Here is a 24,061-nt window from a genome sequence, read left to right as displayed (position 1 = left end):
TGCGCAGCGACAAAAATCGCTAAACTGCTGATTAATTGCTTTTAAGAACAATGAGTTTTCGGGTGGAATTATGACCGACAAGACGCCTTCTGACCCATCGCATGAGGGGGGTGCCCGCGTTGTGCTGGCGATGACGGCTATCTGTATGATGGTTGTTGGGTTTAACACAACGGCTGTTGCGACCATCCTGCCGAACCTCAAGGCTGAGTTCGATTTGACGCCATCCGGTCTGCAATGGGTGATGGCAACCTATACAGTGGCCAGCGCCACGCTGGTCACAATAGTCAGCCGGTTGGGCGATATCACCGGCAAGATGGGCGTGTTCTTCGCTGGTATGATTGTCTTCGGAATTGGGTCCGCCTCGGTCCTGTTTGCGCAAGACGGCGCGATGCTTCTGTTTGGGCGCGGGGCGCAGGGTGCGGGTGCTGCGGCCTTGTTTGGAACATCTCTGTCATTGCTCACCGCCGCCACACCAGAAGAACAGCGCGCCGGTGTTACCGGCGCATGGGGCGCAATTGTCGGTCTTGCCATTGGTGTCGGGCCGATCGTCGGCGGTGCCTTTGCCCACTATATAAGCTGGCGCGCGGTGTTTGCGACCGATTTGGTGTTGCTGGTGTTCGCCTTCCTGATTGGGCTGCATGTCAGCCGACGTGGGTACGTGCCGGACACGCGTCAGGCCGGGGCGAAGTTTGATTATCCGGGCGCTTTTGCGTTGCTGTTGTTCCTTGGCCCGCTGTCCTTTGCGCTCAGCAATGGGGAAAGTAGCGGGTGGGCAACGCCGATAACATTGATGCCGCTGGGTGTTGCGGCGGTTGCGACAATCATCCTTGTTATCGTGTCCCGCCGCAGCGACGATCCGTTGATCGAACTGCGATACTTCAAGCATCCGCGTTATTTCATGGCCGCCGTTGGCATGTTCTTCACCGGCTTCACGCTGTTCTGTTTCTTTGTGTACTTCAACACGTTCGTTCAATCCCCGGATGCCTTCGGCTATTCGCCCATCGGCGCAGGTTTGGCGATCATGCCGCTTAGCCTCAGCATGTTCGTGATCTCGGTCACCGCACCCCGGTTTCTGGCGCCCTACAGCTTTCAATGGCCTATCGTGATCGGCTTGGGGGCGATGGCCTGTGGGTTCTTGCTGTTGATGACAACTTCGAACTCCACCCTATATGCCGAGATCTGGTGGAAGCTGATGATCGTCGGCATTGGATTAGGTATCTGTTTTTCACTTTTACCCCGGCTCGGTCTGCGCGTGTTGCCAGAAGAGCATGTGGGGCAGGGATCCGGGGTGATTAACGCCTGCCTATATTTTGGCGCGACACTGGGCGCCGTGGTCGGAGGTTTGGCCGAAGCAATAACGACCCGCAGAGGTATTTCCGAGGTCATGAGTGCTTTGCCCGCCGGGTCCGCCCAGCGAGAAGATCTGGCCCATGCCCTAACCCATGGGACGCCGAGCCAAATCCAACAACTGATCGCTAAAATGGATCCTGAAACTAGCAGCGCTTTAGCTAAGGCCCTTAGGGACTTGCAGGACAACGCCTTCGACAGCGCGATGCTTGTTGCTGCGGTGGCGGCTCTAGTCGGGATGGCTTTGGCGCTGATGTTGCTTCGGGGCCCGGTTCCGCCCGTACACAGCGCAGCCGAGCTGACGCGTGCGAAGAGTTGAGTTTGCTTCAACTGTTGGCAATTCTTCTACTGGAAATCCGGCTGTGATATTAGGTCTCCATGGTTGAGTTTGCATTACTCTCTCAAAAAACCTTGCGCCCTTTGGCGGCATTGTCTGTGCGCGAAAATCAGGCAGGGTTTGTCGCGACAAATCTAATGACGATGGCGCAGTCGATTTTCGAACCGGGGTCAGAAATCTATGGCATTTGGGATGGCGGCGATGCGGTGGGATTGCTTGCCATTATCGACATGGCACATCCCGATGCAGAATTGGATGACGAGGATGACCCGGATGGCGTCTATATCTGGCGGCTGATGGTCGATAGATCTCGTCAGGGCCGGGGCTATGGAATAGCCGCATTGGATTTTGCGAAATCCGTGGCTTTGAAAAAGGGTCGCTCTAACCTGGTGATCAGCGTCGTCGACGAACCTGGCAGTGCGCTGCCGCTTTATCAATCGTTCGGGTTTGCGCCGACTGGCCGGCTTGTCGATGGTGAGGTCGAGTTGATCATGCGGCTGGCTTAGCCACTTATTTTTGGCAACGTTCTACGCACAAAAAAGGCCGCCCCGGTGGGCGGCCTTTCGCATCTCAAACGGGTCTGGCTTAGAAGCCCAGACCTTCGTATTTCTTCTTGAACTTCGACACACGGCCGCCGGCGTCCAACAGGCGCGACGAACCACCGGTCCATGCAGGGTGCACAGAGGGGTCGATTTCCAGAGCCAACTGATCGCCTTCGGCGCCCCAGGTGGATTTCATCTGAACTACGGTGCCATCGGTCATTTTGACGTCGATGACGTGATAATCGGGATGGATGTCTTTTTTCATCTTTCCGTTCCTTACGCTTCGGCGCCAGCCTTGGGCTTGTAGTTGGTGACTTCTGCGATACGCGCGGATTTACCACGGCGCGAGCGCAGATAGTACAGTTTGGCGCGACGGACGCGGCCACGGCGGACAACGGTGATGCTGTCGATGTTGGTCGAATACAGCGGGAACACACGCTCCACACCTTCGCCAAACGAAATTTTGCGAACGGTGAACGCACCGGCGATGGTGTTGCCGCCTTTGCGGGCGATGCAGACGCCTTCGTAGTTCTGTACACGGGTGCGCGACCCTTCGGTCACTTTAAAGCCGACACGGATGGTGTCCCCGGCTTTGAAATCGGGGATGTCTTTCCCCAGGGCGGCAATCTGTTCCGCCTCAAGCTGTGCGATCAGGTCCATCGCATTTCTCCTATCTGCTCGTGGTTGGTCCACGAAGTTGAGCACGGCCTGAGAGCTCTTGGTCTTCACCGGGTCCTGCGTACAGCCCGCCAGAGGTCAGATCGAATATTCCTTTGGTCCGGTTCGCCCTGCCGCGCCGTGGCCGAAGAAAGCCGGGCGTCACGCCATGATGCAAACCAAAACACCGGAGTCGCAGGTCGCGGCACCGGATTGCGCTGCTTTACGGGCTTTGTGGGCAGGGATCAAGCCTGAATCGCAAGAATGGTCAGGGCCAGATGGTAAGATTTCGCCACCGGCCAACAACATCGTTGCCTTGTCAGGCAGATCAGGCATTCTAGAGGGAATTATAAGAGCAGAAATTTGGAACAGGAACATACCATGCGCACAGCATTGATGCTGGCTGTTTTGGCCTTCGCGACCCTGTCCTGCGGTCGCAGCAGCCCTCCGCCCCAACAGGTCGAAGCTAAGGCATTTCTGAGCACCACGTCGCCCTCGGTCATTTTTCCAAGCTTTGGGGATGCCAAGCCGCACGAGTGGGAAGGCCGGCACCCGGGGCATTATCCGGTTCACGGGCTCGATGTTTCGCGGTGGCAGGGTCCGATTGACTGGCGCAGGGCCAAGTCATCCGGTGTCAGTTTCGTATTCATCAAGGCGACCGAGGGGGGCGACGTGGCCGATCCTTTGTTCGACGACCACCGGCGAGGCGCGCAAGCCGCGGGCGTTCCCTGGGGGGCTTATCACTACTACTATTTCTGCCGACCAGCGCATGAGCAGGCGAAATGGTTCATCGAGAACGTGCCCCGAGGTGCCGACCTGCCGCACGTGCTGGATATGGAATGGACGCCACATTCCAAGACATGCACAATCAGACCCGACGGTGCCACCGTCCGGTCCGAGGCGAAGCGGTTCCTTGATATCCTGGAAAGCCACTATGGCCGCCGCCCGATCGTCTATACGACCGTGGATTTCTACGGTGATACCGATATCGCACGCCTGCCCAAGACGGAATTCTGGCTGCGGTCGGTCGCCGGGCACCCGCGCAACGTTTACCCCAAGGCCGCGTGGCGATTTTGGCAGTATACGGGCACGGGGCTGGTCCCCGGTGTTCAGGGCAAGGTGGATATCAACACGTTCAATGGTCCGCCCGAGATATGGGCGCGGTGGAAGGCCGGCGGTTAATCGTCTTTGCGCGTTTTCTGATAACGTTCCCACAGATCAGGGCGTCGCTTGCGGGTGATCTCTTCAGACATCTGGTGCCGCCATTCGGCAATGCGCCCGTGATGACCAGACATCAGAATGTCGGGGATCGGGCGGCCTTTCCAATCTGCGGGTCGGGTGTATTGCGGGTGCTCTAAAAGACCCGAGGAAAAGCTTTCGTCTTCGGCTGAGGCCTGGTTGCCCAATACGCCGGGAATCAACCGCACAGTTGAGTCAATCAGCGCCTGGGCCGCAATCTCACCTCCGGTCATCACGAAATCCCCAAGGCTGACTTCCTGAACGCCGTAATGTTCCAACACGCGTTCATCGACGCCTTCGAACCGACCGCAGAGCAAGGTCATGCCGTCGCAGCGTGCGAGGTTTTGCATCATACGTTGATCCATGCGGCGACCGCGCGGGCTGAGGTAGATCAATGGCCAGTTGCCCTGCACGCCAGCCATTGTGTGTTCGATTGCCTCACCCAGCACGTCTGCGCGCAACACCATACCCGCGCCGCCGCCAGCCGGCGTGTCATCGAGATTGCGATGCTTGCCAACGCCGAACTGGCGCAGATCCACGGTCTCTAATTGCCACAACCCTTCTTGCAAGGCTTTGCCCGTCAAGCTTTCGCCGAGAACGCCGGGAAAGGCGGAAGGGAACAGGGTGATGATTTTTGCCTTCCAGACCCCGTGCAGATCAGGTGTTGGAGTCATCAATTCACGAGGCTTCAGCGTGGGTCGGATTGCCTTGCGTCCATGAGATTTGCTTGGCTTGTCTATCATATTGTGCCGACCATCGCGTTCTTTGCCCGCTCTACTACCAGCGCTTTTTGCCGGGTCAGTTCCGCTTCGTCCAGATGGGATCGGTTCAGCGTCAGCAATTCGGCTAGCACGCTTTCCGGCAGCCTGCTGTTGGACTTTGTGGGCGGCACTAAAAGCTGCGCTTTTTCCCGAGGCAAGTTCAGGAATTCGGCAAATGGCGTACCGGGACCAAAGCGTCGCAAATGCGTCTCTTCCAGCCACTCTTCGGTCACGGTGACCGACGGCAGTTTCTTGCGAATATCCGAAACCGTTTCCTCTAGCGGAGGCAGGTGATCCATGTTCGTGCGGAAGGTTTCGAAATCCTGGACCTCGCGGGTTCTCTGAAGATCGTGCGCCCAAAGGCTGCGCAACCACGCTCCGCGCTGGCGCAGGGATAGGTAGATCGTTATATCGACCTCCTGATCCTCGAACCGATCGCGGACGGCGTCCACCAGACAAGCGGCCAGATCCGGTGCGGCAGCATATCCCTGTTCGATATTGCGGCTGGGTCGCAGGCCGCTGAAATTCTCTTCGCTGACGATCAGGCCGCGTTTCGTGCCGAAGTTTCGCGTGGCCAGATACTCTCGGGTCTGCGAGCTGAACTCGGACAGCGTTCCTACGGTTCCATAGATGGAATGTCGGGTCGCGGCACCTGACAGCCCAAATTTGCGCGTCTTGTAAGGCAGCAACAGCGCGAAATGTGGCCAGATCAACTCGCGGTTTTCATACAGAAACGATTGTGCTGCGGTGGTTCCGGTCTTGTGCAGCCCCAGATGCAGCAGAACGCGTCGCATCAGATCAGGCCCTCGGGCGGGTCTGCGATGATGCGACCTTTGTCCAGATCCACGGTCGGAACAACCTCAAGCGTGAAGGGCAGCAAAACGGTGCCTTTCAGCCCCGGCCCGTGAAGTTCCAGCAGATCTGCAGCGCCGTGGTTTTGCACCGACTTCACGCGACCCAGCAGCGTACCGCCGGTGTCATAGACCTCAAGCTCGATCAGGTCGGTGTGATAGAATTCATCATCAGGCAATGATGGCAGCTGATCACGCCGCGCGAACAGGCGGAGGCCGTTGATAGCGTCTGCCTGTTCCTTGGTCTCGATCCCACCCAGACGCGCCGCAAAGCCGTTTTTGATTGGGCGGGTCAGCACCAGCGGATAGCGTTCCTTGCCGTCTTCGTCAGTTAAGGGCGAATAGGTCTCGATATCCTCAGGGATGGCGCAAAAACTTTTTAGCCGCACTTCGCCGCGCACGCCGTAAGACCCCGCAACGCTGCCCACGCAGATCAGATCAGTCATTTGGCTCTTCCGTGGTTACACATAATCCGTCCTGCCAGTCTCCAAGCGGGGCACATGCCTCGCGTTGGTTATTGCGCTCAAAGAACACGCCCACAATAAAAGCGATCAGCAACAGGATGGGAAGTCGTATCAGTCCGAACATCTGGCTTTACCGCGTTTCGATATGCAATCGGGCGCTGCGCTGTTCCCAGCCGGCACGCTCAAGTTCGGGTCTTTCAGACATTTCTTCCGGCCAGCCCACGCAGTAGTAGCCGACCAGAGACCAATCGTCAGGCACAGCCAGATCGCGTTTCATCTGTTCTGGATCAAGGATTGAGACCCAGCCCAGACCCAATCCCTCGGCCCGCAAAGCGAGCCAGAACAAGGTGATCGCGGCGACCACGGAATAGCGGCGCATCTCGGGCATCGTGCCCGCGCCCAGCCCCAGACCTTTGTTGGTCGTCTCATCAGAGAACACAGCCAGCTGAACAGGCGCTTCCTGCATGCCGGACAGCTTCAGGCGGCTGTATTTCAGCGCCTTGTCGCCCGAATAGCCTGCAAGGGCCTTTTCATTGGCGTGTTGGAAATTTTCCAGCGCGGCGGCACGCGCCGCTTCGCTTTCGACGCGGATGACGCGCCAAGGTTCGCTCAGGCCCACCGAAGGGGCCAGGCGAAATGTGTCGAGGCAGCGCGTCAGCACCGCCTCGTCCATGGGATCGGAGCGAAACCGGCGCACATCGCGCCGGAGCCGCATCAGCAGTTCAAACTGCGTGCGAAAATCGTCGGTGAAATCCTGATCCTGCACGCGCTGTCCTGCTTACTCTTCTGCCGCTGCTTCTTCAGCCGGAGCAGCAGCTGCCTCGGCGGCTTCAGCAACCTTTGCAGCTTTCTCTTCTGCGCGTTCCTGAGCTTTCTTGCCCGGGGTACCCTTGTTGGGGTTGTTGCGCTCGGCCTTGTTAAGGGTGCCTACAGCTTCCAGCATGCGTGCAATACGGTCGGTGGGTTGTGCGCCCTGATCCAGCCAGTACTGAATGCGCTCCATGTTCATTTTCACGCGCTCTTCGCTGTCTTTCGGCAGCAGCGGGTTGTAGGTGCCCAGTTTCTCGATGAAACGGCCGTCGCGCGGCATGCGGCTGTCAGCAGCCACGATGCGATAGAAAGGACGCTTTTTCGAGCCGCCGCGGGCGAGACGAATTTTCATTGCCATGGTGGTATCTCCTTTGAATGGCGTATCCGGTGATTAACCGGTTTAGTTCTGGTGTTTCTTGTGGTGTCGGATGACTTCCTGAATGATGAAGTTCAGGAAAGCCTTGGCGAAATCTGGGTCCAGATGGGCCTTGTCCGCCAGGTCTTCTAACCGTGCGATCTGCGCGGACTCGCGCGAGGGATCGGACGGGGGAAGGTCGTGTTCGGCCTTGAGCTTGCCAACGGCCTGGGTGTGCTTGAACCGCTCGCCCAGAGTGTAGACGAGGATCGCGTCCAGCCGGTCGATGCTTTCGCGATGCTCTTTCAGCAACGTCGCAGCCCGAGTCACAGGGTTGTTCATTGGCCGGTCCTTTCGGTGGTCAAAGCGGTGTCAGAGAATTCGAGCTTCGGGTGCCGCCAAACCTGACAGCGTTGACCCACAACCTCGCCCTCGCGTTCATAGGTGGCGCCAAGACGTTCGGCCAATGCGCGCGAGCGGTTGTTTTCATGGGCGATGTACGAAATCGGGCCATTCACCCCCTGGTGTTGGGCGGCATAGGCGCGGGCAGCCATCGCGGCCTCGAACGCAATTCCTTTGCCTTCGAAACCATCAAAAATGACCCAGCCCAATTCGGGCTCATCCCAGCCCGTCGCGTTGATGATGCCGGTCCAGCCTGCAAAGGCGCCGCTGGCTTTTTCAACGATGTGCCAACCACCGTAACCCATAATGGCCCAATGCCCGAACCGGCCCAAAAGGGACCGCCATGCTTCCAGTGGCGTTTTTGGGCCACCGACCATGCGGCTGCGGTCCGACGCGAAGAAGGTTGTCATCGCGGGCAGATCACCTTCTTGTGGTGCCCGTAGGATCAGGTTTTCTGTTTCTACGGTGGGGATGGTGTACGAGGTCATGCGTAGGCCTCCATCCCGCCGTTCACCAGATCGGCCGGGGCAGGGTGCCGCCAGACTTGCATCGTGCCAAAAGCCGGATGTTCGAAAGTATAATCGAACTGGGCACCCAGACGTTCGGCCACGGCCTTGCTGCCCAGATTCTCCGGGTCGATCAGCGAAATTGCCGTTTCCCAGCCCAGCACATCATAGGCATGCGCGCGCGCGGCCAGCGCGGCCTCGGTCGCGTAACCTTTACCAGTTGCGTTATTCATCAACGTCCAACCGATTTCAGGTTCGGGCCAGCTGTGCGGGCACCACAGGCCGACGTGGCCGACATAGGAGCCTGTGTCCTTTTCCTCGACGCCCCAGAACCCGTAGCCGCGCATGGCCCAATGACCCAGCAGCATGGCAATGGCGCGCCATGTTTCATCAGGGCGCAGGGGGCCGCCGACGAATTTCGATGCGTCGCTGGCAAAGAATTCGGCCTCGGCTTCCAAGTCCGCTTCGCTAGGGGCCCGCATGATCAGGCGTTCGGTTTCCAACCTGGGGATCGACGGTGTCATGCTTGCACCTCGCCATAGCGCCAGACACGCTGATCTGCGTCAAAGGCGCTCTCGGCCGCTGCGTCCCGGGATGCGCCAAGGCGTTGCGCCAACGCATTCGAACGCATGTTCGACCGCGAGACATAACTGACGAACTGGCCCGATCCGAGCAGGTCGAAACCGAAGTCACGTACGGCAGTGCAGGCCTCAGTCGCGTAGCCTTGCATGCGGTGTTCGGCGCTGAGCATATTGCCAAGCTCGGGCTCGCGGTCATCCCATTCCAGCCCCAGCAAAACGAAACCAGCGATCTGATCATCGTTCTTCAGGGTCACCGTGAACAGGCCATGCCCATGCAGAAGCCAGCCGGAGGTATAGTAGGAAAACTCGGTCCAAGCCTCCTGTTCGGAACTGCCAAAGCTCTCGCCGCAAACTGTGGTCCAAATAGGCAAGTCATCCAGAGTGGATGCACGCAGAACCAGCCGCCGGGTTTGAATGACCGGCAGGGCCGCGCGATATTGCGCTGCTGCCATCGCCGCCTTTCCGGACGGGGGCTGGGTGCAGCGTGCTGGTGTCACTTTTTCTTTCCGAAACCGCTCAGACCCGGGGGCAGGGCCATGCCGCCACCCATTCCAGGCATCTTTCCGCCCATCGCTTTGGCCGCCTGTTCCAGCGCCTTGGGGTCCATGCCTGCGGCCATGTCTTCGGGGCTGGGGCCACCTTTACCGAACATGCCTTTCATGGCCTGCTTCAGCATCTTGCCTTTGCCCATTTTCCCCATCTTCTTCATCATGTCCGACATCTGCCGGTGCATCTTGATCAGCTTGTTGAGGTCACTGACCTCCATGCCGGAACCGGCTGCGATCCGTTTCTTACGGCTCGCCTGCAACAGTTGCGGGTTGGCACGTTCGCGTTTGGTCATGGACTGGATCAGGGCGATCTGGCGCTTGAGCACCTTGTCGTCCATGCCCGCCTCTTCGACTTGCTTGGCCATCTTACCCATGCCGGGCATCATGCCCATCATGCCCTGCATGCCGCCCATCTGGATCATCTGTTCCAGCTGCATCTTCAGGTCGTTCATGTTGAACTGACCTTTAACCATGCGCTTCATCATGCGCTCGGTCTGTTCCATCTCCATCGTTTCCTGGGCTTTTTCGACCAGGGCAACGATGTCGCCCATGCCCAGAATACGTCCCGCGATCCGGTCCGGCTCAAAGGTTTCGAGCGCGTCCATTTTCTCGCCCAAACCGACAAAGCGGATCGGCTTGCCGGTGACCGCACGCATAGACAGCGCCGCACCACCGCGCCCGTCGCCGTCCATCCGAGTCAAGACTACGCCGGAAATGCCGACCTTGGCTTCGAATTCCTCGGCCACTTCAACGGCGACCTGACCGGTCAGGCCGTCGACCACCAGCAGGGTCTCGCGCGGATCAACAACGTTACGAACCTGCTCGACCTCGTTCATCAGCACTTCGTCAATGTGCAGACGGCCAGCAGTATCCAGCATATAGACGTCATAGCCACCCAGCGTCGCCTGTTGCTTGGCACGTTTGGCGATGTCGACGGGTTTCTGGCCAGGAACGATCGGCAGGGTATCGACGCCGACCTGCGTGCCCAGAACGGCCAGCTGATCCATCGCCGCCGGGCGATAAACGTCCAGCGAGGCCATAAGGACCTTCTTGCCCTCTTTCTCTTTCAGGCGCTTCGCCAGCTTACCGGTCGTGGTCGTTTTACCTGAGCCCTGCAGGCCGACCATCAGGATCGGAGCAGGCGGGTTATCGATTTTCAGAGCGCCGGGGTCTTCCTCGCCGCGCAGGGTGTCAACCATCGCGTCGTGCACGATCTTGACGACCTGCTGTCCGGGGGTGATTGATTTGGTCACCGCCTGACCGGTGGCCTGATCCTGCACTTTCTTGACGAATTCGCGCGCCACCGGCAGCGAGACGTCAGCCTCAAGCAGGGCAACCCGAACCTCACGCAGAGCGGTTTTGACGTCCTCTTCGGACAGGGCACCCTGTTTGGTCAGCCGGTCAAAGACGCCAGAGAGGCGTTCGGATAGATTTTCAAACATGCCTTCGGCCTCCTTAGCCGGTTATCTGATGGCAGTTCCTAGGTAGGAAGCGCCGGTTAAATGCACAATTGCCCCCACGGGCGTGACACGCTGGTGGGGGGCGATCCCTGAACGACTCAAGGGACCGGAAGATCAGACGCTTCCGGATGTTTGACGGCGATTTAGGCCGATTGGCTGTCCGAGTCAACCTCTCGCGCGGGTAGCCAGTTGTTGACCGCATCAACCATCCGCTGTGCGCCGCGCCCGCTGACATAGGCTTCGACGATCGGGTGACGACCAGCACTCATGCCTTTTTTAAGGACTAGAACGGGGCGATGCATCTTGGACGTGGTTCTGTCGCGGGTCGAGGTGGTGGTTTCCACCTCGGCATGGGACAGGTTCGACAACTCATGTTCTACTGCGTCATATCCAAAGATCGATTGGCGACGGATCAAGATGCTATTGCTGTTGCGGTCCAATATGACCTGTACGCGGCGCACAAAGACGCAGAATGCGCCAAAGCCCAACCCGCCACCGAACAGAGCAAAGAAGATGCCGAACAATATGCCTTCGCCACCCTCGCTGACCATGAACAAACCAGCCCCAACAAAACAGAGGATAAAGAGTACCAGCGTGATGCCGATGAACCATGGCGTGTTGGTCAGGATCAGTTGGTCCGGGGTGCTGCGCGTGACTTTCATGGCGGCACGCTAGCATCGATTTTTAGGCCTGTCGTGGCTTGAATCTGTCAGCGCATTGCGCGATGAGCGCCTCAAACGAGGAGGTTCTCATGGACGCGTCATCCGCTTTTCAAGACACGTTGCCGATCAGTTCAGACGCGCTGTTGCAGCGGTTGGATGACTGGGGGCTGAGCTATCGTCTGCACACGCATATCCCCCTGCGCACGGTTGAGGATGCCAAAGGCGTTAAAGAGCAATTCCTGGTGCCGGGCGAAAACTCCCTGCGCCTCAAGAACCTGTACCTGCGCGACAAGAAAAAGCGGAACTATCTGGTGACGCTGGAACAAAGCCGCGAGATTGACCTCAAGGCGTTGGGCACAGAGTTGGGGATCGGTAATCTGTCCTTTGGATCGGCGGATCGGTTGTTTCAGAACCTTGGCATCCGCCCCGGCGCGGTCAGTCCGCTGGCCATGATCAACGGGGCGTCAAACGATGTGCGGTTCTTCATGGACGCCGCCGCGCAAACGGCGGACGTCATCTATATGCATCCGCTGGTAAATGACCGGACTGTCGCCATGACACGCGATGACCTAATGGCATTCTTCGATCGGATCGGATGCGAGGTCACCTGGCTGCTGTGATCAGTCGCTCAGCGCCTCTTCGAGGGCTGCGGCGACATGGGCAGCGGACGGATTGACGAACAGGTGGCCGTCGGCCTCGAAAACAGGGTGATCCAGGTGGTCGGGAAAGGCCAGCGGCAGTTCGGTGCACGCCAACAGGATCGCAGTTCCAGGCTTTGCGTGCTTGTCACAGAAAGCGAGCAAACGCGCGCGCGCTGTGTCTGATGCGCCGCCGTAGAAGTCACTGTCGATCATCGCCTGCATCTCGGCAATTTCCGTTTCGGGCAGGCGATCATTTGCAGTGATCCATTCGGCGGCCAACCGGTCTGAATAATTGCTGGCCTGCATGGTCACTGTCGTTCCCAGAACCAGGGCTGTGGACGCCTTGGCAGATGCTGTGGCCTCAGCCGTTGCATCGAAAATGCTGAGAATGGGCATGGTGATACCTTGCCGGATCGCATGCAGTCGCGCGTGCGGAGTGTTCGAGGCGATGATGCCAAAGTCGCAGCCCGCGTTTTCAAGCGTCAGCAGCGCCTCGCGAAACACCGCGTCAAACCCGGACCAACTGGTTTCGTTCCCGGCGGTGCCCCGCAGCGCGCGGGTTTTGGCTTGTGTTACGGATTCGATTGTCATGGGTGGGATCGGCAGGGGCGAGCCGTGGCCGCGATTGGCAAAGTGCCTGCTGGCCCCTTCTGCGATCGCTCGGTAATAATCCACGGTCGAAGCCCAGCCCACACCGCCCAGAATGCCGATTTTCTTCATGATATACGCCCAGTCTGCAAATCTCGCTTGAGGCAGACTGGACGTTTCACAAGACAAAGGCCAGAGGTGGATCAGGCGGCGAGTTGAGTTACCGCTTTTTGGGCATTCGCCAACGCGGCGTCCGCATCCAGCGCCATCCTGTCAGCCGCAATCACGTCGACGTCGCGGATGCCGATGAACCCTAGAACGTGCTTGGCATAGTTGGTGGCAAAGTCGATCTCGGACCCTACTTCGGTGCCGCCGGACGCGATTGCCAGCACGGCGCGCTTACCTTCCAGCAGGCCTTTGGGGCCGGTTTCCGAATAGGCAAAGGTCAGACCCACGCGGGCGACAAGGTCGATCCAGGCCTTGAAGGCCGCAGGCACCGAGAAATTGTAGATCGGCAGCCCGATAACAATGGTGTCGGCGTTTTGCAGCTCGCTTACCAACTCGTCGGACAGGGCCAGCAGATCACGTTGAACCTCGTCACGCTGATCCGCGGGGGTGAAGTTGGCGTTGATCCAGTCTTCGGTAAGCAAGGGCAGGGGGCTGGCAAGATCGCGACGGATGATGCGCCCGGCGCCAAGATGCCCGATAATCTGGCCGGAAAGGTCGCGGGTGGCGGATCCGGTGCGGCGGGCCGAGGCGTCGATATGCAGGATGGTCTTGGTCATGTCAGGGTTTCCTTTTTGGCGGGGTGTCTGTTTCCGATCCCAATATGAGTGTTGCGCCAGCGAACGAAACGCGGATATACCAACAGGTATTGTTGGAATTTGCACAGTGGGCTTGAGCATGGATAATTGGGACGAAGTCAAAACCGCGTATCAGGTCGCTCGGATGGGCACCGTCAGCGGCGCGGCAGAAATCTTGGGCGTGCACCATGCCACCGTGATCCGCCATATCGACGCGATCGAGGCGCGACTGGGCGTCAAACTGTTCCAACGCCACGCCCGTGGCTATACCCCAACCGATGCCGGAGAGGACCTTCTGCGCGTGGCTCAGGCCACCGAAGATCAGTTCAATCAGTTGGTGGGCCGAATGAAAGGGCGCGGCGATGACGTGTCGGGCGAATTGGTTGTAACATCTCTGGCCTCGCTGGCGCCCTTAGTCGTTCCCGCCCTGTCCGAGTTCCAATCAATGCATCCGGGCCTGATCGTGCGTTACCTGACCGGGGACCGCCTGTTCCGTTTGGAATATGGCGAGGCACATGTGGCGATCAGGGCGGGCGCTGCCCCGGATCAGCCTGACAATGTGGTGCAGCCGTTTATCCCGCAAGAAATCGGGCTGTTTGCCAGCAAGTCTTACATTGCGCGCCGCGGTCGACCGGCCAGCTTGGACGAATTCGCCGACCACCTATTTGTCGGCACGGATGATGAGAACAGCCGCGCACCGTTTTCCAGATGGCTGCGCGAAAACGTTCCTGCCGAGGCAATCGCATTCCGCTGTACCAACAACTTCTGCATGCGCGAGGCGGTTCTGGCAGGTGCTGGGATCGGCTTCATGGCCCGGTGGGAAGCAACCCGCGATCCGGAACTGGTCGAAGTAATGGAACCGCTGCCCGAATGGTCGGGCAAGCTATGGCTGGTGACACATGTAGACCTGCATCGTACGACCAAGGTGCAGGCGTTCCTGTCATTCCTCAAGGAACAGTCCAAGGGCTGGCTTTCGTGACACCGCAGGCGCGTGGCCATCTGGCCATGATCACCTTCTCGGTTTTGGTGGCAGGTAGCTTCTCGCTGGGGTCCATCGTGGCCAATCAGATTGCGCCGTTGGCGATTACAGCCGGACGGTTTCTGATTGCGGCCGTCATCATCGGCATTGCCGCGTTAGCCACCACCGGTTTGCCGCGCAGCGCTGCGCAAGCGCCGTGGCGATACGCCGTTTTGGGCGGGCTGTTCGCCACTTACTTTGTTCTTATGTTTTACGGCCTGAAAACCGCAGATCCGGTCAGCACATCCGCGGTATTCACCCTGACGCCGGTCATGTCTGCAGTCGCCGGGTGGGTTCTGCTGCGCCAGATCACCACGCCGCGTATGGCTTTTGCCCTGACGGTGGGGGCAACCGGAGCTTTATGGGTTATCTTTCGCGCCGATTGGCAGTCCTTTCGCGCCTTCGAGATCGGTGGCGGAGAGATCATCTTTTTCTGGGGCTGCATGGCGCATGCAATCTACACGCCGATGGTGCGCAAACTGAACCGGGGCGAGCCCGCAGTGGTCTTTACATTTGGAACACTGGTTGCAGGCTGCGTCATCCTGACGGTGGTCGGCTGGTCAGACATCCGTGCAACCGATTGGGCGAACCTGCCGCTGATCGTCTGGGTCAGTCTGCTGTATCTTTCTATCTTCGCAACGGCCTCCAGTTTCGTTCTGGTCCAGTTTGCAGCGCTGCGCCTGCCGTCGGCCAAGGTTATGGCCTACACATATCTGATCCCCAGCTGGGTGATCCTGTGGGAGATCGCGCTTGGGCGGCCCGCGCCAACCGTCATGGTGCTGGTCGGTGTCGTTTTAACCGCGATCGCGCTGGTTCTGCTGCTCAAAAGCGAAGAACAACCTGCGAAAGATACTGCGCCGGTCTCGGAATGACCCCCTTGCCAATTGGCCGTAATCCTACAACCCTCGGGTCTGATGAACCATCCCGGGGGGAATGATGAAGCAAGCTATTCTATTTGTCGTTGGTGCGATGTTATCCGCCTGTACGCAAGGAGGGGGACAGGGGTCGTCAGAGACCGACCTTCAAGGCAGTTGTGAGGCGCTGGTATCGGCTGAGACGGGTGTTCAGGCCGCTGACGTCAACGCGGTTTCGACTGAATCGGTACCGACTGGAACAATCACGACAATTGAGGTCGCTGGCGCTCAGGCACCGTGGTTGTGTCTTGCGGATGCAACGGGTGTGATCATCGGCGTCGAGTATAGTCAGGAAGGCTAGCTGGGAACGGACCAAACCGATAGAAATAGTCGCGATCAACTACATGAGGCAGATCAAAGTGCTCTATTCCTGAGCCCGCTAACATCGGCGGCAGGAGGAAGATGCCATGTTTAGTCACATTATGATCCCGGTTGATATTCACCTGCCGCCGGAAATTCGCAAAGCTCTGGATGTCGCGGCGCAAATGGCGAGATGGCAAAACGCCCGGATCACGATCGTCAGCGTGACCGGAACCCAGCCGGGCGACGTCACGCATTCAGATGCGGAGATCAGCACCGAACTGCAAGCCATTGTGGATCAACTTACCGAGCAGAGCGGCTCCGAGGTTTCAGCGCGCAACATCCACTCGGTAGATGTAGCTGCAGAGGTCGACGGTGATTTGACCCGCGCCGCCGAAGAGATTGGGGCCGATTTGATCGTCGTTGGGACCCATGCACCGCGCATCACAGACCATATCTTTTCCAGCCATGCTGGATATCTGGCCAAGCACGCCAAGGTATCGGTGTTTGTCGTCAGATAGGTCTAGGGATCGTCTGTTGCGGGCAGTTCGACTTCCAGAAAACGTTCAAACGCATCCAGATTGACCGGTTCGAACTGACCGAACCCCTGCATCCAGACGGATGCTGCGCGCAGCGCGTCGGGTTCCAGCTTGCACCACTTCACCCGCCCGCGCTTTTCCTGGCTGATCAACCCGGCCTTGGTCAGAATGATCAGATGTTTCGAGATCGCGGCCAGCGACATTTCGAACGGGTCGGCGACGTCGGTGACGGCCATGTCATCTTCCAGGAGCATCGCAAGGATGGCGCGGCGGGTCGGGTCAGCGAGGGCTGCGAAAACGGTATCGAGGTCATTGGACATGCCATCGCTCAATCACAGCGCACGATTTTGGTCAACCATTTGGTTGAATATGCGAATTGAGTGGTTTTTGCGCGGGCCGATGGATGGGAGCAATTTTGAGGTGCCTCGGATGCATGAATAAATCGCTTAAAACCAGATGCTTAGCTTGCGTCAAATCGGGCGTTGAACACCGTTGACTCTGTGCCTTGCGCCCCTTAGCACCCTACCCAAGACTGTGCGAGGGAATTGCCCGTGACCGATGATGACCAAAAGCAGCGTATGGCGCAGCTGGAGGCCAAGATCGACGCGGCAAAAAAGGCCAAAGCGCCGAAACCTCGTGCGGATGCTGACGTGTCCGGGGGCGAGCTTGCCTGGAGGATGGTCATCGAAATGGTATCCGGTCTGGGGATCGGATTTGGCATCGGATACGGGCTGGACAGCCTGCTCGGGACAATCCCGATCTTTCTGGTGCTGTTTACAGTACTGGGCTTGGTCGCCGGGGTGAAGGTTATGCTCCGCAGCGCACAGCAGGCTCAGGAAAAGCAAACGGCGGCTGAGGCAGCCGACAAGGACGAGAGGGACTGAACGTGGCGACTGAGACCACCGCAGCAGAAGGCAGCAGCCTAGTTTTTCATCCGATGGATCAGTTCATCGTCAAGCCGCTTTTTGGCGGTGACTCGATTGCCTGGTACACACCTACCAACGTGACCCTGTGGTTGTTCCTTGCCATCCTGGCCATCATCGGCCTGCTGGTTCTGAGCACCTCGAAGCGCGCCATCGTTCCTACCCGTATGCAATCGATCGCGGAACTGGCTTATGGCTTCATCTACAAAATGCTCGAAGACATCTGCGGTAAGGAAGGCGTTAAGTACTTCCCCTATGTCATGACTTTGTTCATGTTCATCGTGACCGCGAACTTCCTGGGTCTGATCCCGACATCGTTCACCACCACATCGCATTTCGCCGTGACCATCCCGCTGGCGCTGGCCGTGTTCCTGACCGTGACCATCCTGGGTTTCGTCAAGAACGGTGCCGCGTTTTTGGGGTTGTTCTGGGTGTCCAGCGCCCCACTGGCGCTGCGTCCGATTTTGGCGATCATCGAGCTGATCTCGTACTTTGTGCGCCCGGTCAGCCACTCTATTCGTCTTGCCGGTAACGTCATGGCGGGCCACGCGGTTATCAAGGTGTTCGCAGGCTTTGCCGCGATTGCCGTGATCTCGCCCGTGTCCGTTCTGGCAATCACCGCAATGTACGGCCTCGAGGTCCTAGTGGCCTTCATCCAGGCCTACGTATTCACCATTCTGACCTGTGTTTACCTGAAAGATGCGCTGCATCCTTCGCACTAAGGTCCGATACCCAAACATCGAAACTTCCAATTCGTAAGGAGAAACATCATGGAAGGCGATCTCGCACACATCGGCGCAGGCCTGGCAGCAATCGGTTCCGGCGCAGCCGCAATCGGGGTGGGCAACGTAGCAGGCAACTTCCTGGCCGGCGCCCTGCGCAACCCTTCGGCGGCTGCTTCGCAGACCGCAACCCTGTTCATCGGTATCGCATTCGCAGAAGCCCTAGGGATCTTCGCATTCTTGGTCTCGCTGCTGCTGATGTTCGCCGTCTAATCTGCGGAACCTGATCCTTACGCGCAGGTGGGTCCAAGCCATAGCGGCCCACCTGTTGTAAAGACAATGTTCCGACGGAGGACATCATGGCGACAGAACCCGTATACGAAGAGATTGCAGGTACTTGCGTTGACTCTCATGGGTCGGCGATCGGGATGCCCCAACTCTGCTTCGATTGGTTCCCCAACCAGATTTTCTGGCTGGTCATTACGCTGGTCGTCATCTTTCTGGTCCTGTCTCGCGTGGCTTTGCCCCGCATCGCGGCAATCCTGGCGGAACGTCAGGGGACCATTACAAATGACCTGGCTGCGGCCGAAGATCTGAAGGCCAAAGCGGTCGAGGCTGAAGAGGCCTATAACAAGGCGCTGGCCGATGCCCGTTCTGAGGCACAGCGTATCGCGGCGGAAGCCCGCGCTGAAATTCAGTCTGGTCTGGATGACGCGATTGCCAAGGCAGACTTGGAAATCGCTGCAAAGGCGGCTGAATCGGAAAAGGCAATTGCCGATATTCGTGCCGGCGCGCTGGAAAGCATTCAAGTGGTTGCCAAGGATACGGCGGCTGAACTGGTCACAGCACTGGGCGGTGAGGCAGATGCCAAAGCCATCGACAGTGCAATTGACGCGCAGACGAAAGGATAAGTGACATGCGGAATACTCTTGCCCTTATCCTGATCGTCGGCACCGCCAGCCCCGCGCTGGCTGCAAGCGGCCCGTTCTTCTCGCTTGGCAATACCGACTTTGTGGTCCTTTTGGGCTTCATCGTTTTCATCGCGGTCCTGTTCTATTTCAAGGTTCCGGGCATGATTGGTGGCGCGCTGGACAATCGCGCTGACGGCATCAAGTCCGAACTGGACGAAGCCCGCGCCCTGCATGAAGAGGCACGCAGCCTGTTGGCCTCGTACGAGCGCAAGCAGCGTGAAGTGCAGACCCAAGCGGATGCCATCGTGGCTGCAGCCAAGGAAGACGCTATTCTGGCGGCAGAACAGGCAAAGGTCGATTTGGAGAAATCCATCGCCCGCCGTCTGGCAGCAGCTCAGGACCAGATCGCTTCGGCTGAGGCGTCAGCTGTCAAGGAAGTCCGTGATCAGGCCATCACCGTTGCGGTATCGGCTGCCAACGCGGTTCTGGCCAAGCAGATGACCGCGGCACAGGCGAACAAGCTGATCGACGCGGCCATCGCGGATGTTGGTGACAAACTGCACTGACACCGACGGATAGCAAATCAATAACAGAAGTGACCCGGAAGCCGCATGCTTTCGGGTCATTTGATTTCTATAGCGACGGCGCGCGATCCTAATCTAGCCACTTGTGCAGCGGATCCGAATTGTGATTTGACGGATGCGAAGGCGTTGTTTGGGCGTTTTAGGACAGAGCCATAGTGCGTCCACTTCCCTTTCCGGAGACTCTGGGAATGCACAAAACAACGTCGGATGAGGTAGAAAGCTGAAATCCAGAAACAGGAAAAGAGTGACCGTGCCCGCCACAGACAACACTATTTCCATGAACATTGTCGGCGCGGTGCGCAACGGGGGTTCGGCTCTGAAAGAAACGATCCATCGGATCGAAGACTTTTCGAAACGGGTGGGGCAATACTCGGTCATCATTGCCACCAATGACAATACAGATGACACAGACCAGACACTGTCCGAATTCGCAAACCGGTGTGCCGAGGTTCATATCATTCGGCTGGATGGTGTGATCTCGGACATTTCTGAACGTGTCGAACGTATCACTGCTGCTCGAAACTCTATACTTGAAACTCTCGAAAAGAGAGGTCGTGACAACCACCTGACTCTGATGCTGGATTTAGACGGGCCGAACATCTGTTTGAATCCCGAAGCTGTCTTGGCAGCAGCCAAGCGTTCTGAAATTCAGTGGGAAGCGGTTTTTGCAAATTCAAGGCCTGCCTACTACGACCTATATGCCTTGCGCTGCCGGGGGTGGTGCGAACAGGATGTCTGGCAACAGATACACAACGCGCGTAAGCCTCTGTTTGGCAGACAAAAATGGCGTCGAAACCTTTTGAAGACTATGATCCATGACCGTCAGTTTCATATTCCAGAAGATTGCCAACTTATACCTGTCGACAGCGCATTTGCGGGAGCCGGCCTTTATAAAACTCAGGCGTTACGAGGCCTGAGATACAAATGTCGAGATGAGGAGAACCGGCTGGTCTGTGAACATGTCCTGTTTCATCAGGAAATGCGTACACGAGGTGCCAGGCTCTATATCGACCCGGCGTTGACGACTATCGCGCCGCAAGAGCATCTTGGTGAAGGCAGCGGAGCACCATTTCCACCGAACCTACAAGACCTTTCGAGCGGAGCAACGTGATCAATGCCCTATTCTCCAATCACCAGGCAACTTGGAGTGTTGCTTTTTGAAAGCGAAGTGATCGGGCGGCACCCGGCAAAGTACTTTCTGGATGAAAGCTGCAGTTATATCTGGGTGGAAAACCCGACATGGCTGGAAGAAGCGTATAGCGATGCGATCGCGTTGACGGATACAGGGATCGTTGCCCGAAACCTGTCGAACCTGCGCCGTGTTTCAACAGTCATGCGAGCGAATGGTCTTGCAGATGCCCGTGGGGTCGACATTGGCGGAGGCTATGGGTTGTTTGTTCGCGGCCTAAGGGACATTGGACTGAATTTTCACTGGTCCGACCGCTATGCAGAAAACCTGTTGGCGCGTGGGTTCGAGGCGGATGATGGAACATATGCAGTTGCGACGGCCTTTGAAGTTCTTGAACATTTGCCGGATCCGCTTTCGCACATAAAAGAGGCGCGCAAGAAATTTGGTTTCGAAACGCTCTTTTTTTCGGCGACTTGCTTCGATCCAAAGGATCTACCGCCGCGCGACTGGTGGTACTGGGCTTTTGAGACGGGCCAGCACATCAGCTTTTTCTCTGAGCAAAGCCTGGATTTTATGGCTGAGCAGTTGGAGATGCGGAAAGTCCACCTCCGTGGAGACCTTTATGCCTTCACTGCGCTGGACAGCCTCACGTGGCCCAGCCGGTGGCACCAATGGAGAATTCTAAATGCGTTCCGCCGTGCCAGCCTGACGCAACAGGACTATGAAGACATGAAGCAACGCGTAAAGTCGATGCAACTCAAACGTTGACGATCACAGTGTGCCTGCCTCGTGTTGAAGGCGTTGCTGAGCGATTTCTTCGTTTCTTTCTGCTTTTTGCTGATCTGCCATGCAGCGTTCAACAAAGCTTAGATGTTCTTGAACCGCGTGTCTGGCCGCAGCCGGGTCGCGTGCCTGAAGCGCCGTGTTGATGGCGCGGTGCTGGTCCAGAATTGCTTCGCGCGTCGTTTGCTGCTGGAACATCATCTGGCGGTTATAGAACACACCCTGCCGCAACAGATCGTACATTGACCGCATCATATGCAGCATGACCACATTGTGGCTGGCCTCGATGATCGCCATGTGGAATTGCGCGTCCAGCTGCGCCTCATCTTCGGTCGCGTTGCTGGTATGAGCGGCTTCCATCTTGTCAAAAATCGTCTGAACCACCTTCAGATCGCTGTCCGAGCCCAGCCGGGCTGCGCGCTCGGCGGCCAACCCTTCCATGTCGCGCCGGAACGAGAGGTAATCGAACACCGCCTCGTCATGGCTGCCGAACAGCCGGATCAGCGCCGGGGAGAAGGCGGAGCCCAGAACCTCGGCCACATAGATCCCGGATCCTGCTTTTGCTGTCAGCAACCCTTGGCTTTGCAGGTCCGCGATCGCGTCGCGCAGGGACGGCCGGGATACGCCCAGCCGCTCGGCCAATTCGCGTTCGGCGGGCAGACGTTCGCCGGGGCGCAGTATGCCGCGCAGGATCAGCAGTTCAATCTGGCGAACCACCGCGATTGAAAGCTTTTCGGTCTGAACTTTTTGAAAAGGCATACAGGCGTCATTCCGGAAATTGGTCAAATGATATGACCATGGATGGCGGCGAGGTTCAAGAATTCGGGTTCGCGTGGCTTGAAAAATTTAGGTCAGCATTGTTGACTTTATGCTATTCCTCTCTACGCTGGCCGTGACTGAGAGCGGAGGAGACTCATGTCTACGCACGAATTGTTCGCCACGCGGGCATCCCGGATGAAAGCGTCTGAGATACGTGAGTTGTTAAAGCTGTTGGATCAGCCGGGGATCATCTCGTTTGCAGGCGGCATCCCCGATCCCGCGTTGTTTCCAGCCGAAGGATTCTCTGCCGCCTTTCAAGCTGCGTTGGGGCCGAACCAGCAGGCCCAGGCGCTGCAATATTCCGTCAGCGAAGGCTACGTCCCGCTGCGGGAATGGCTCATCGACCACATGGGTTCAATTGGTGTGAAATGCGGGCTTGAGAACATCCTGATCACGTCAGGCTCGCAGCAGGCACTGGATTATCTGGGTAAACTCTATCTGTCGCCGGGCGATACTGCGTTGGTCGGATGGCCGACCTATCTGGGCGCACTGGCCGCATTCAATGCCTATGAACCGCGTTTTGACCGGCTCAGCATCAATGGCAACCGGGGCGCGGCTGAGTACGCTGCGTTAGCGGGCGAAGGCGCGGTCAAATTTGCCTATCTCTCGCCCGATTTCGCCAACCCGACAGGCGAAACCGTGGATCTGCGGGGGCGGGAAGCGCTGCTGGATCTGACGGATCAGTTAAACTGTGCGGTGATCGAGGATGGCGCCTATCAGGCCCTGCGTTATGACGGGGATGCAATCCCACCGGTTCTGGCACTGGAATTGGCGTGCAAAGGGTCGATTGAGGACTGCCGCACGATCTATTGTGGAAGCTTTTCGAAAACCTTGTCTCCGGGGTTGCGGGTTGGTTGGGTCGTGGCGGCAAAGCCAGTGATTTCCCAAATGGTGTTGATGAAACAGGCTGCCGATCTGCATTCGGCGACCATCAACCAGATGGCCATTGACCAGGTGGCACGGGCTTGTTTCGACACGCATATCCCGATGCTGCGTCGTGTCTACGGTGCCCGCCGCGACGCCATGTTGCAGGCGTTGCAGGACCATATGCCCGATGGCGTGCAGTGGACCAAGCCGGAAGGTGGCATGTTCGTGTGGTTGACATTGCCGGTCGGTACAAACGGGGCCGAACTGTTAGCCCGGGCGCTGGACACGGTCAAATTAGCCTTTGTCCCGGGTGGGGCCTTTTTCCCGGACGGCAGCGGGAGCAACACGATCCGGTTGAGTTTCTCGAACTCGAATGAGGATACGATCAGCGAGGGTATTCGCCGATTGGGTGAGGTTTTGCGCGCCTGATCGGCGGAAAGGTTTTGTTAACCTTGGTGGCGCAATGCTGGGGGTATGATCCGGTACCTGTCCCTTCTAGTGCTGGCCGCTTGCTCGGCCGGCACGCCCCACTTTCGCGATGTGCCTGCGACCCGCGTTGCGGTGAATGGCAGTGTGTTTGACGTGCGGGTCCGCGATCAACTGGCCGAGGCTGTACGCATCAACTCTCAATATGCTCCGCGCCTTGGCCCCATTCGCGACCGGGCCGCACTGGCTATGGCACAGGTGTCAGGTTGCCCGTTGTTGGATGTTCTGGGCGATGCTGCGGTCACTGTGGGCATTCTGGGTTGTGACCGGGAACTTGGGGAAGAGCTGATTTTCGGCAGCCTTCTTCGCGGTCCCTATGAATGTATCGACTATGGCTACTACGAAGACTATGGCTATCAGTTTTTTGAGTGCGCTCCTTACTGAGATACGCGCTTTTTTGCGTATTTTGGCAAGATATTGTGGATAACTTGGCGTGAAATCCCATATCCTGCGTTACTCCGTTGACTCACCCCCAATGGGTTGCGCAGACTTCCAGATATAGGAATCATGGG

36 protein-coding genes are annotated in these 24,061 nt (G+C 57.9%); 17 read left to right on the top strand and 19 right to left on the bottom strand.

Features of this window, described 5'->3' with window-relative positions; genetic code table 11:
- Positions 1-70 precede the first annotated feature (70 nt).
- Both DHN12_RS17430 and DHN12_RS17425 read left to right on the top strand, forming a co-directional pair.
- Positions 71-1,666 (top strand): MFS transporter, encoded by a 1,596-nt coding sequence (locus DHN12_RS17430; protein ID WP_108861326.1) that lies wholly within the window; start codon positions 71-73, stop codon positions 1,664-1,666.
- 59 nt (positions 1,667-1,725) lie between these two features.
- Positions 1,726-2,190: an N-acetyltransferase gene (locus tag DHN12_RS17425; protein ID WP_108861325.1), complete on the top strand. Its 465-nt coding sequence runs from the start codon at positions 1,726-1,728 to the stop codon at positions 2,188-2,190.
- A 79-nt stretch (positions 2,191-2,269) separates the two neighbouring features.
- Here the strand turns inward: DHN12_RS17425 and rpmE are convergent, their stop codons facing one another.
- The 3 genes from rpmE to DHN12_RS24480 form a co-directional block, all read right to left on the bottom strand.
- The gene (gene rpmE, locus DHN12_RS17420) at positions 2,270-2,491 is read right to left on the bottom strand and encodes a 50S ribosomal protein L31 (protein ID WP_010437577.1); all 222 of its coding nucleotides are present in this window, start codon (positions 2,489-2,491) and stop codon (positions 2,270-2,272) included.
- Between the two features lie 11 nt (positions 2,492-2,502).
- Positions 2,503-2,886 carry a 50S ribosomal protein L19 gene (gene rplS / locus DHN12_RS17415; protein ID WP_058273331.1) on the bottom strand — a complete coding sequence of 128 codons (384 nt, stop codon included), beginning with the start codon at positions 2,884-2,886 and terminating at the stop codon, positions 2,503-2,505.
- Between the two features lie 159 nt (positions 2,887-3,045).
- Positions 3,046-3,219 carry a hypothetical protein gene (locus DHN12_RS24480; protein WP_159090052.1) on the bottom strand — a complete coding sequence of 58 codons (174 nt, stop codon included), beginning with the start codon at positions 3,217-3,219 and terminating at the stop codon, positions 3,046-3,048.
- A gap of 45 nt (positions 3,220-3,264) precedes the next feature.
- Here DHN12_RS24480 and DHN12_RS17410 point away from each other — a divergent pair, with 45 nt between their 5' ends.
- Complete coding sequence (locus tag DHN12_RS17410; protein WP_108861324.1) at positions 3,265-4,065, top strand: GH25 family lysozyme; 801 nt, start codon at positions 3,265-3,267, stop codon at positions 4,063-4,065.
- On the opposite strand, the gene trmD is transcribed toward DHN12_RS17410, so the two are convergent.
- From trmD to DHN12_RS17355, 12 genes are all read right to left on the bottom strand, one after another.
- Positions 4,062-4,865, bottom strand: coding sequence for a tRNA (guanosine(37)-N1)-methyltransferase TrmD (gene trmD, locus DHN12_RS17405; RefSeq protein WP_199913526.1), 804 nt, complete (start codon positions 4,863-4,865; stop codon positions 4,062-4,064). The genes DHN12_RS17410 and trmD overlap by 4 nt on opposite strands.
- The gene (locus tag DHN12_RS17400; protein ID WP_108861323.1) at positions 4,862-5,677 is read right to left on the bottom strand and encodes a hypothetical protein; all 816 of its coding nucleotides are present in this window, start codon (positions 5,675-5,677) and stop codon (positions 4,862-4,864) included. The genes trmD and DHN12_RS17400 overlap by 4 nt, the downstream gene beginning before the upstream one ends.
- Complete coding sequence (gene rimM, locus DHN12_RS17395) at positions 5,677-6,180, bottom strand: ribosome maturation factor RimM (RefSeq protein WP_108861322.1); 504 nt, start codon at positions 6,178-6,180, stop codon at positions 5,677-5,679. Before rimM ends, DHN12_RS17400 begins: the two co-directional genes overlap by 1 nt.
- On the bottom strand, positions 6,173-6,322 hold the full coding sequence (locus DHN12_RS24650; protein ID WP_199520026.1) for a hypothetical protein: 150 nt from the start codon (positions 6,320-6,322) through the stop codon (positions 6,173-6,175). Before DHN12_RS24650 ends, rimM begins: the two co-directional genes overlap by 8 nt.
- Positions 6,323-6,328: 6 nt before the next feature.
- Positions 6,329-6,964, bottom strand: a complete 636-nt coding sequence (bluB, locus tag DHN12_RS17390) for a 5,6-dimethylbenzimidazole synthase (protein ID WP_108861321.1) — start codon at positions 6,962-6,964, stop codon at positions 6,329-6,331.
- Positions 6,965-6,976: 12 nt separating this feature from the next.
- Positions 6,977-7,366, bottom strand: a complete 390-nt coding sequence (gene rpsP, locus DHN12_RS17385) for a 30S ribosomal protein S16 (RefSeq protein WP_108861320.1) — start codon at positions 7,364-7,366, stop codon at positions 6,977-6,979.
- Positions 7,367-7,408: 42 nt separating this feature from the next.
- Entirely contained in the window at positions 7,409-7,705 is a 297-nt protein-coding gene (locus DHN12_RS17380; protein ID WP_058273325.1) for a chorismate mutase, read from the bottom strand.
- Positions 7,702-8,253 carry a GNAT family N-acetyltransferase gene (locus DHN12_RS17375; RefSeq protein ID WP_108861319.1) on the bottom strand — a complete coding sequence of 184 codons (552 nt, stop codon included), beginning with the start codon at positions 8,251-8,253 and terminating at the stop codon, positions 7,702-7,704. The genes DHN12_RS17380 and DHN12_RS17375 overlap by 4 nt, the downstream gene beginning before the upstream one ends.
- A complete protein-coding gene (locus DHN12_RS17370; RefSeq protein WP_108861318.1) occupies positions 8,250-8,795 on the bottom strand; it encodes a GNAT family N-acetyltransferase in 546 nt (181 codons plus the stop codon). Before DHN12_RS17370 ends, DHN12_RS17375 begins: the two co-directional genes overlap by 4 nt.
- On the bottom strand, positions 8,792-9,349 hold the full coding sequence (locus tag DHN12_RS17365; protein WP_159090051.1) for a GNAT family N-acetyltransferase: 558 nt from the start codon (positions 9,347-9,349) through the stop codon (positions 8,792-8,794). The genes DHN12_RS17370 and DHN12_RS17365 overlap by 4 nt, the downstream gene beginning before the upstream one ends.
- Entirely contained in the window at positions 9,346-10,842 is a 1,497-nt protein-coding gene (gene ffh, locus DHN12_RS17360) for a signal recognition particle protein (protein ID WP_108861316.1), read from the bottom strand. Before ffh ends, DHN12_RS17365 begins: the two co-directional genes overlap by 4 nt.
- Positions 10,843-11,003: 161 nt before the next feature.
- Complete coding sequence (locus DHN12_RS17355) at positions 11,004-11,522, bottom strand: hypothetical protein (protein ID WP_108861315.1); 519 nt, start codon at positions 11,520-11,522, stop codon at positions 11,004-11,006.
- 89 nt (positions 11,523-11,611) lie between these two features.
- Between DHN12_RS17355 and DHN12_RS17350 the strand changes: the two genes are divergently transcribed.
- Complete coding sequence (locus tag DHN12_RS17350) at positions 11,612-12,142, top strand: prolyl-tRNA synthetase associated domain-containing protein (RefSeq protein WP_108861387.1); 531 nt, start codon at positions 11,612-11,614, stop codon at positions 12,140-12,142.
- On the opposite strand, the gene DHN12_RS17345 is transcribed toward DHN12_RS17350, so the two are convergent.
- Both DHN12_RS17345 and DHN12_RS17340 read right to left on the bottom strand, forming a co-directional pair.
- The gene (locus DHN12_RS17345; RefSeq protein WP_108861314.1) at positions 12,143-12,883 is read right to left on the bottom strand and encodes an aspartate/glutamate racemase family protein; all 741 of its coding nucleotides are present in this window, start codon (positions 12,881-12,883) and stop codon (positions 12,143-12,145) included. It abuts the gene before it with no gap.
- A gap of 71 nt (positions 12,884-12,954) precedes the next feature.
- Positions 12,955-13,536 (bottom strand): FMN-dependent NADH-azoreductase, encoded by a 582-nt coding sequence (locus tag DHN12_RS17340; protein ID WP_108861313.1) that lies wholly within the window; start codon positions 13,534-13,536, stop codon positions 12,955-12,957.
- 118 nt (positions 13,537-13,654) lie between these two features.
- Here DHN12_RS17340 and DHN12_RS17335 point away from each other — a divergent pair, with 118 nt between their 5' ends.
- The 4 genes from DHN12_RS17335 (at position 13,655) to DHN12_RS17320 (ending at position 16,307) form a co-directional block, all read left to right on the top strand.
- Positions 13,655-14,533 carry a LysR family transcriptional regulator gene (locus DHN12_RS17335; protein ID WP_108861312.1) on the top strand — a complete coding sequence of 293 codons (879 nt, stop codon included), beginning with the start codon at positions 13,655-13,657 and terminating at the stop codon, positions 14,531-14,533.
- On the top strand, positions 14,530-15,444 hold the full coding sequence (locus DHN12_RS17330) for a DMT family transporter (RefSeq protein WP_108861311.1): 915 nt from the start codon (positions 14,530-14,532) through the stop codon (positions 15,442-15,444). The genes DHN12_RS17335 and DHN12_RS17330 overlap by 4 nt, the downstream gene beginning before the upstream one ends.
- A gap of 64 nt (positions 15,445-15,508) precedes the next feature.
- Entirely contained in the window at positions 15,509-15,787 is a 279-nt protein-coding gene (locus DHN12_RS17325) for a hypothetical protein (protein ID WP_159090050.1), read from the top strand.
- A gap of 106 nt (positions 15,788-15,893) precedes the next feature.
- The gene (locus tag DHN12_RS17320; protein WP_058273315.1) at positions 15,894-16,307 is read left to right on the top strand and encodes a universal stress protein; all 414 of its coding nucleotides are present in this window, start codon (positions 15,894-15,896) and stop codon (positions 16,305-16,307) included.
- Between the two features lie 2 nt (positions 16,308-16,309).
- On the opposite strand, the gene DHN12_RS17315 is transcribed toward DHN12_RS17320, so the two are convergent.
- Positions 16,310-16,645 (bottom strand): helix-turn-helix transcriptional regulator, encoded by a 336-nt coding sequence (locus tag DHN12_RS17315; RefSeq protein ID WP_058273314.1) that lies wholly within the window; start codon positions 16,643-16,645, stop codon positions 16,310-16,312.
- A gap of 231 nt (positions 16,646-16,876) precedes the next feature.
- On the opposite strand from DHN12_RS17315, the gene DHN12_RS17310 reads away from it, so the two are divergent.
- The 7 genes from DHN12_RS17310 (at position 16,877) to DHN12_RS17280 (ending at position 21,362) form a co-directional block, all read left to right on the top strand.
- Positions 16,877-17,209 (top strand): AtpZ/AtpI family protein, encoded by a 333-nt coding sequence (locus tag DHN12_RS17310; RefSeq protein WP_108861309.1) that lies wholly within the window; start codon positions 16,877-16,879, stop codon positions 17,207-17,209.
- A 2-nt stretch (positions 17,210-17,211) separates the two neighbouring features.
- Entirely contained in the window at positions 17,212-17,970 is a 759-nt protein-coding gene (locus tag DHN12_RS17305) for a F0F1 ATP synthase subunit A (protein WP_108861308.1), read from the top strand.
- A gap of 48 nt (positions 17,971-18,018) precedes the next feature.
- Entirely contained in the window at positions 18,019-18,243 is a 225-nt protein-coding gene (locus DHN12_RS17300; RefSeq protein WP_005981269.1) for a F0F1 ATP synthase subunit C, read from the top strand.
- A gap of 86 nt (positions 18,244-18,329) precedes the next feature.
- Positions 18,330-18,881, top strand: coding sequence for a F0F1 ATP synthase subunit B' (locus DHN12_RS17295; protein WP_058273311.1), 552 nt, complete (start codon positions 18,330-18,332; stop codon positions 18,879-18,881).
- 5 nt (positions 18,882-18,886) lie between these two features.
- Positions 18,887-19,447 (top strand): F0F1 ATP synthase subunit B, encoded by a 561-nt coding sequence (locus DHN12_RS17290; RefSeq protein ID WP_108861307.1) that lies wholly within the window; start codon positions 18,887-18,889, stop codon positions 19,445-19,447.
- 268 nt (positions 19,448-19,715) lie between these two features.
- Positions 19,716-20,576: a hypothetical protein gene (locus tag DHN12_RS17285; protein ID WP_159090049.1), complete on the top strand. Its 861-nt coding sequence runs from the start codon at positions 19,716-19,718 to the stop codon at positions 20,574-20,576.
- Between the two features lie 3 nt (positions 20,577-20,579).
- Complete coding sequence (locus DHN12_RS17280; RefSeq protein WP_108861305.1) at positions 20,580-21,362, top strand: class I SAM-dependent methyltransferase; 783 nt, start codon at positions 20,580-20,582, stop codon at positions 21,360-21,362.
- A gap of 3 nt (positions 21,363-21,365) precedes the next feature.
- On the opposite strand, the gene DHN12_RS17275 is transcribed toward DHN12_RS17280, so the two are convergent.
- Complete coding sequence (locus tag DHN12_RS17275) at positions 21,366-22,136, bottom strand: FCD domain-containing protein (protein WP_108861304.1); 771 nt, start codon at positions 22,134-22,136, stop codon at positions 21,366-21,368.
- 156 nt (positions 22,137-22,292) lie between these two features.
- On the opposite strand from DHN12_RS17275, the gene DHN12_RS17270 reads away from it, so the two are divergent.
- Together DHN12_RS17270 and DHN12_RS17265 are read left to right on the top strand one after the other, a co-directional pair.
- A complete protein-coding gene (locus DHN12_RS17270) occupies positions 22,293-23,492 on the top strand; it encodes a PLP-dependent aminotransferase family protein (RefSeq protein ID WP_108861303.1) in 1,200 nt (399 codons plus the stop codon).
- Positions 23,493-23,537: 45 nt separating this feature from the next.
- Complete coding sequence (locus DHN12_RS17265) at positions 23,538-23,933, top strand: hypothetical protein (protein WP_108861302.1); 396 nt, start codon at positions 23,538-23,540, stop codon at positions 23,931-23,933.
- Positions 23,934-24,061 lie beyond the last annotated feature (128 nt).

The sequence above is a fragment of the Ruegeria sp. Alg231-54 genome (assembly GCF_900143525.1).
In the GTDB taxonomy this organism is placed as follows: domain Bacteria; phylum Pseudomonadota; class Alphaproteobacteria; order Rhodobacterales; family Rhodobacteraceae; genus Ruegeria.
Note: the sequence above shows the minus strand (reverse complement) of the source record. Positions and strands in the feature narration are given on the sequence as shown.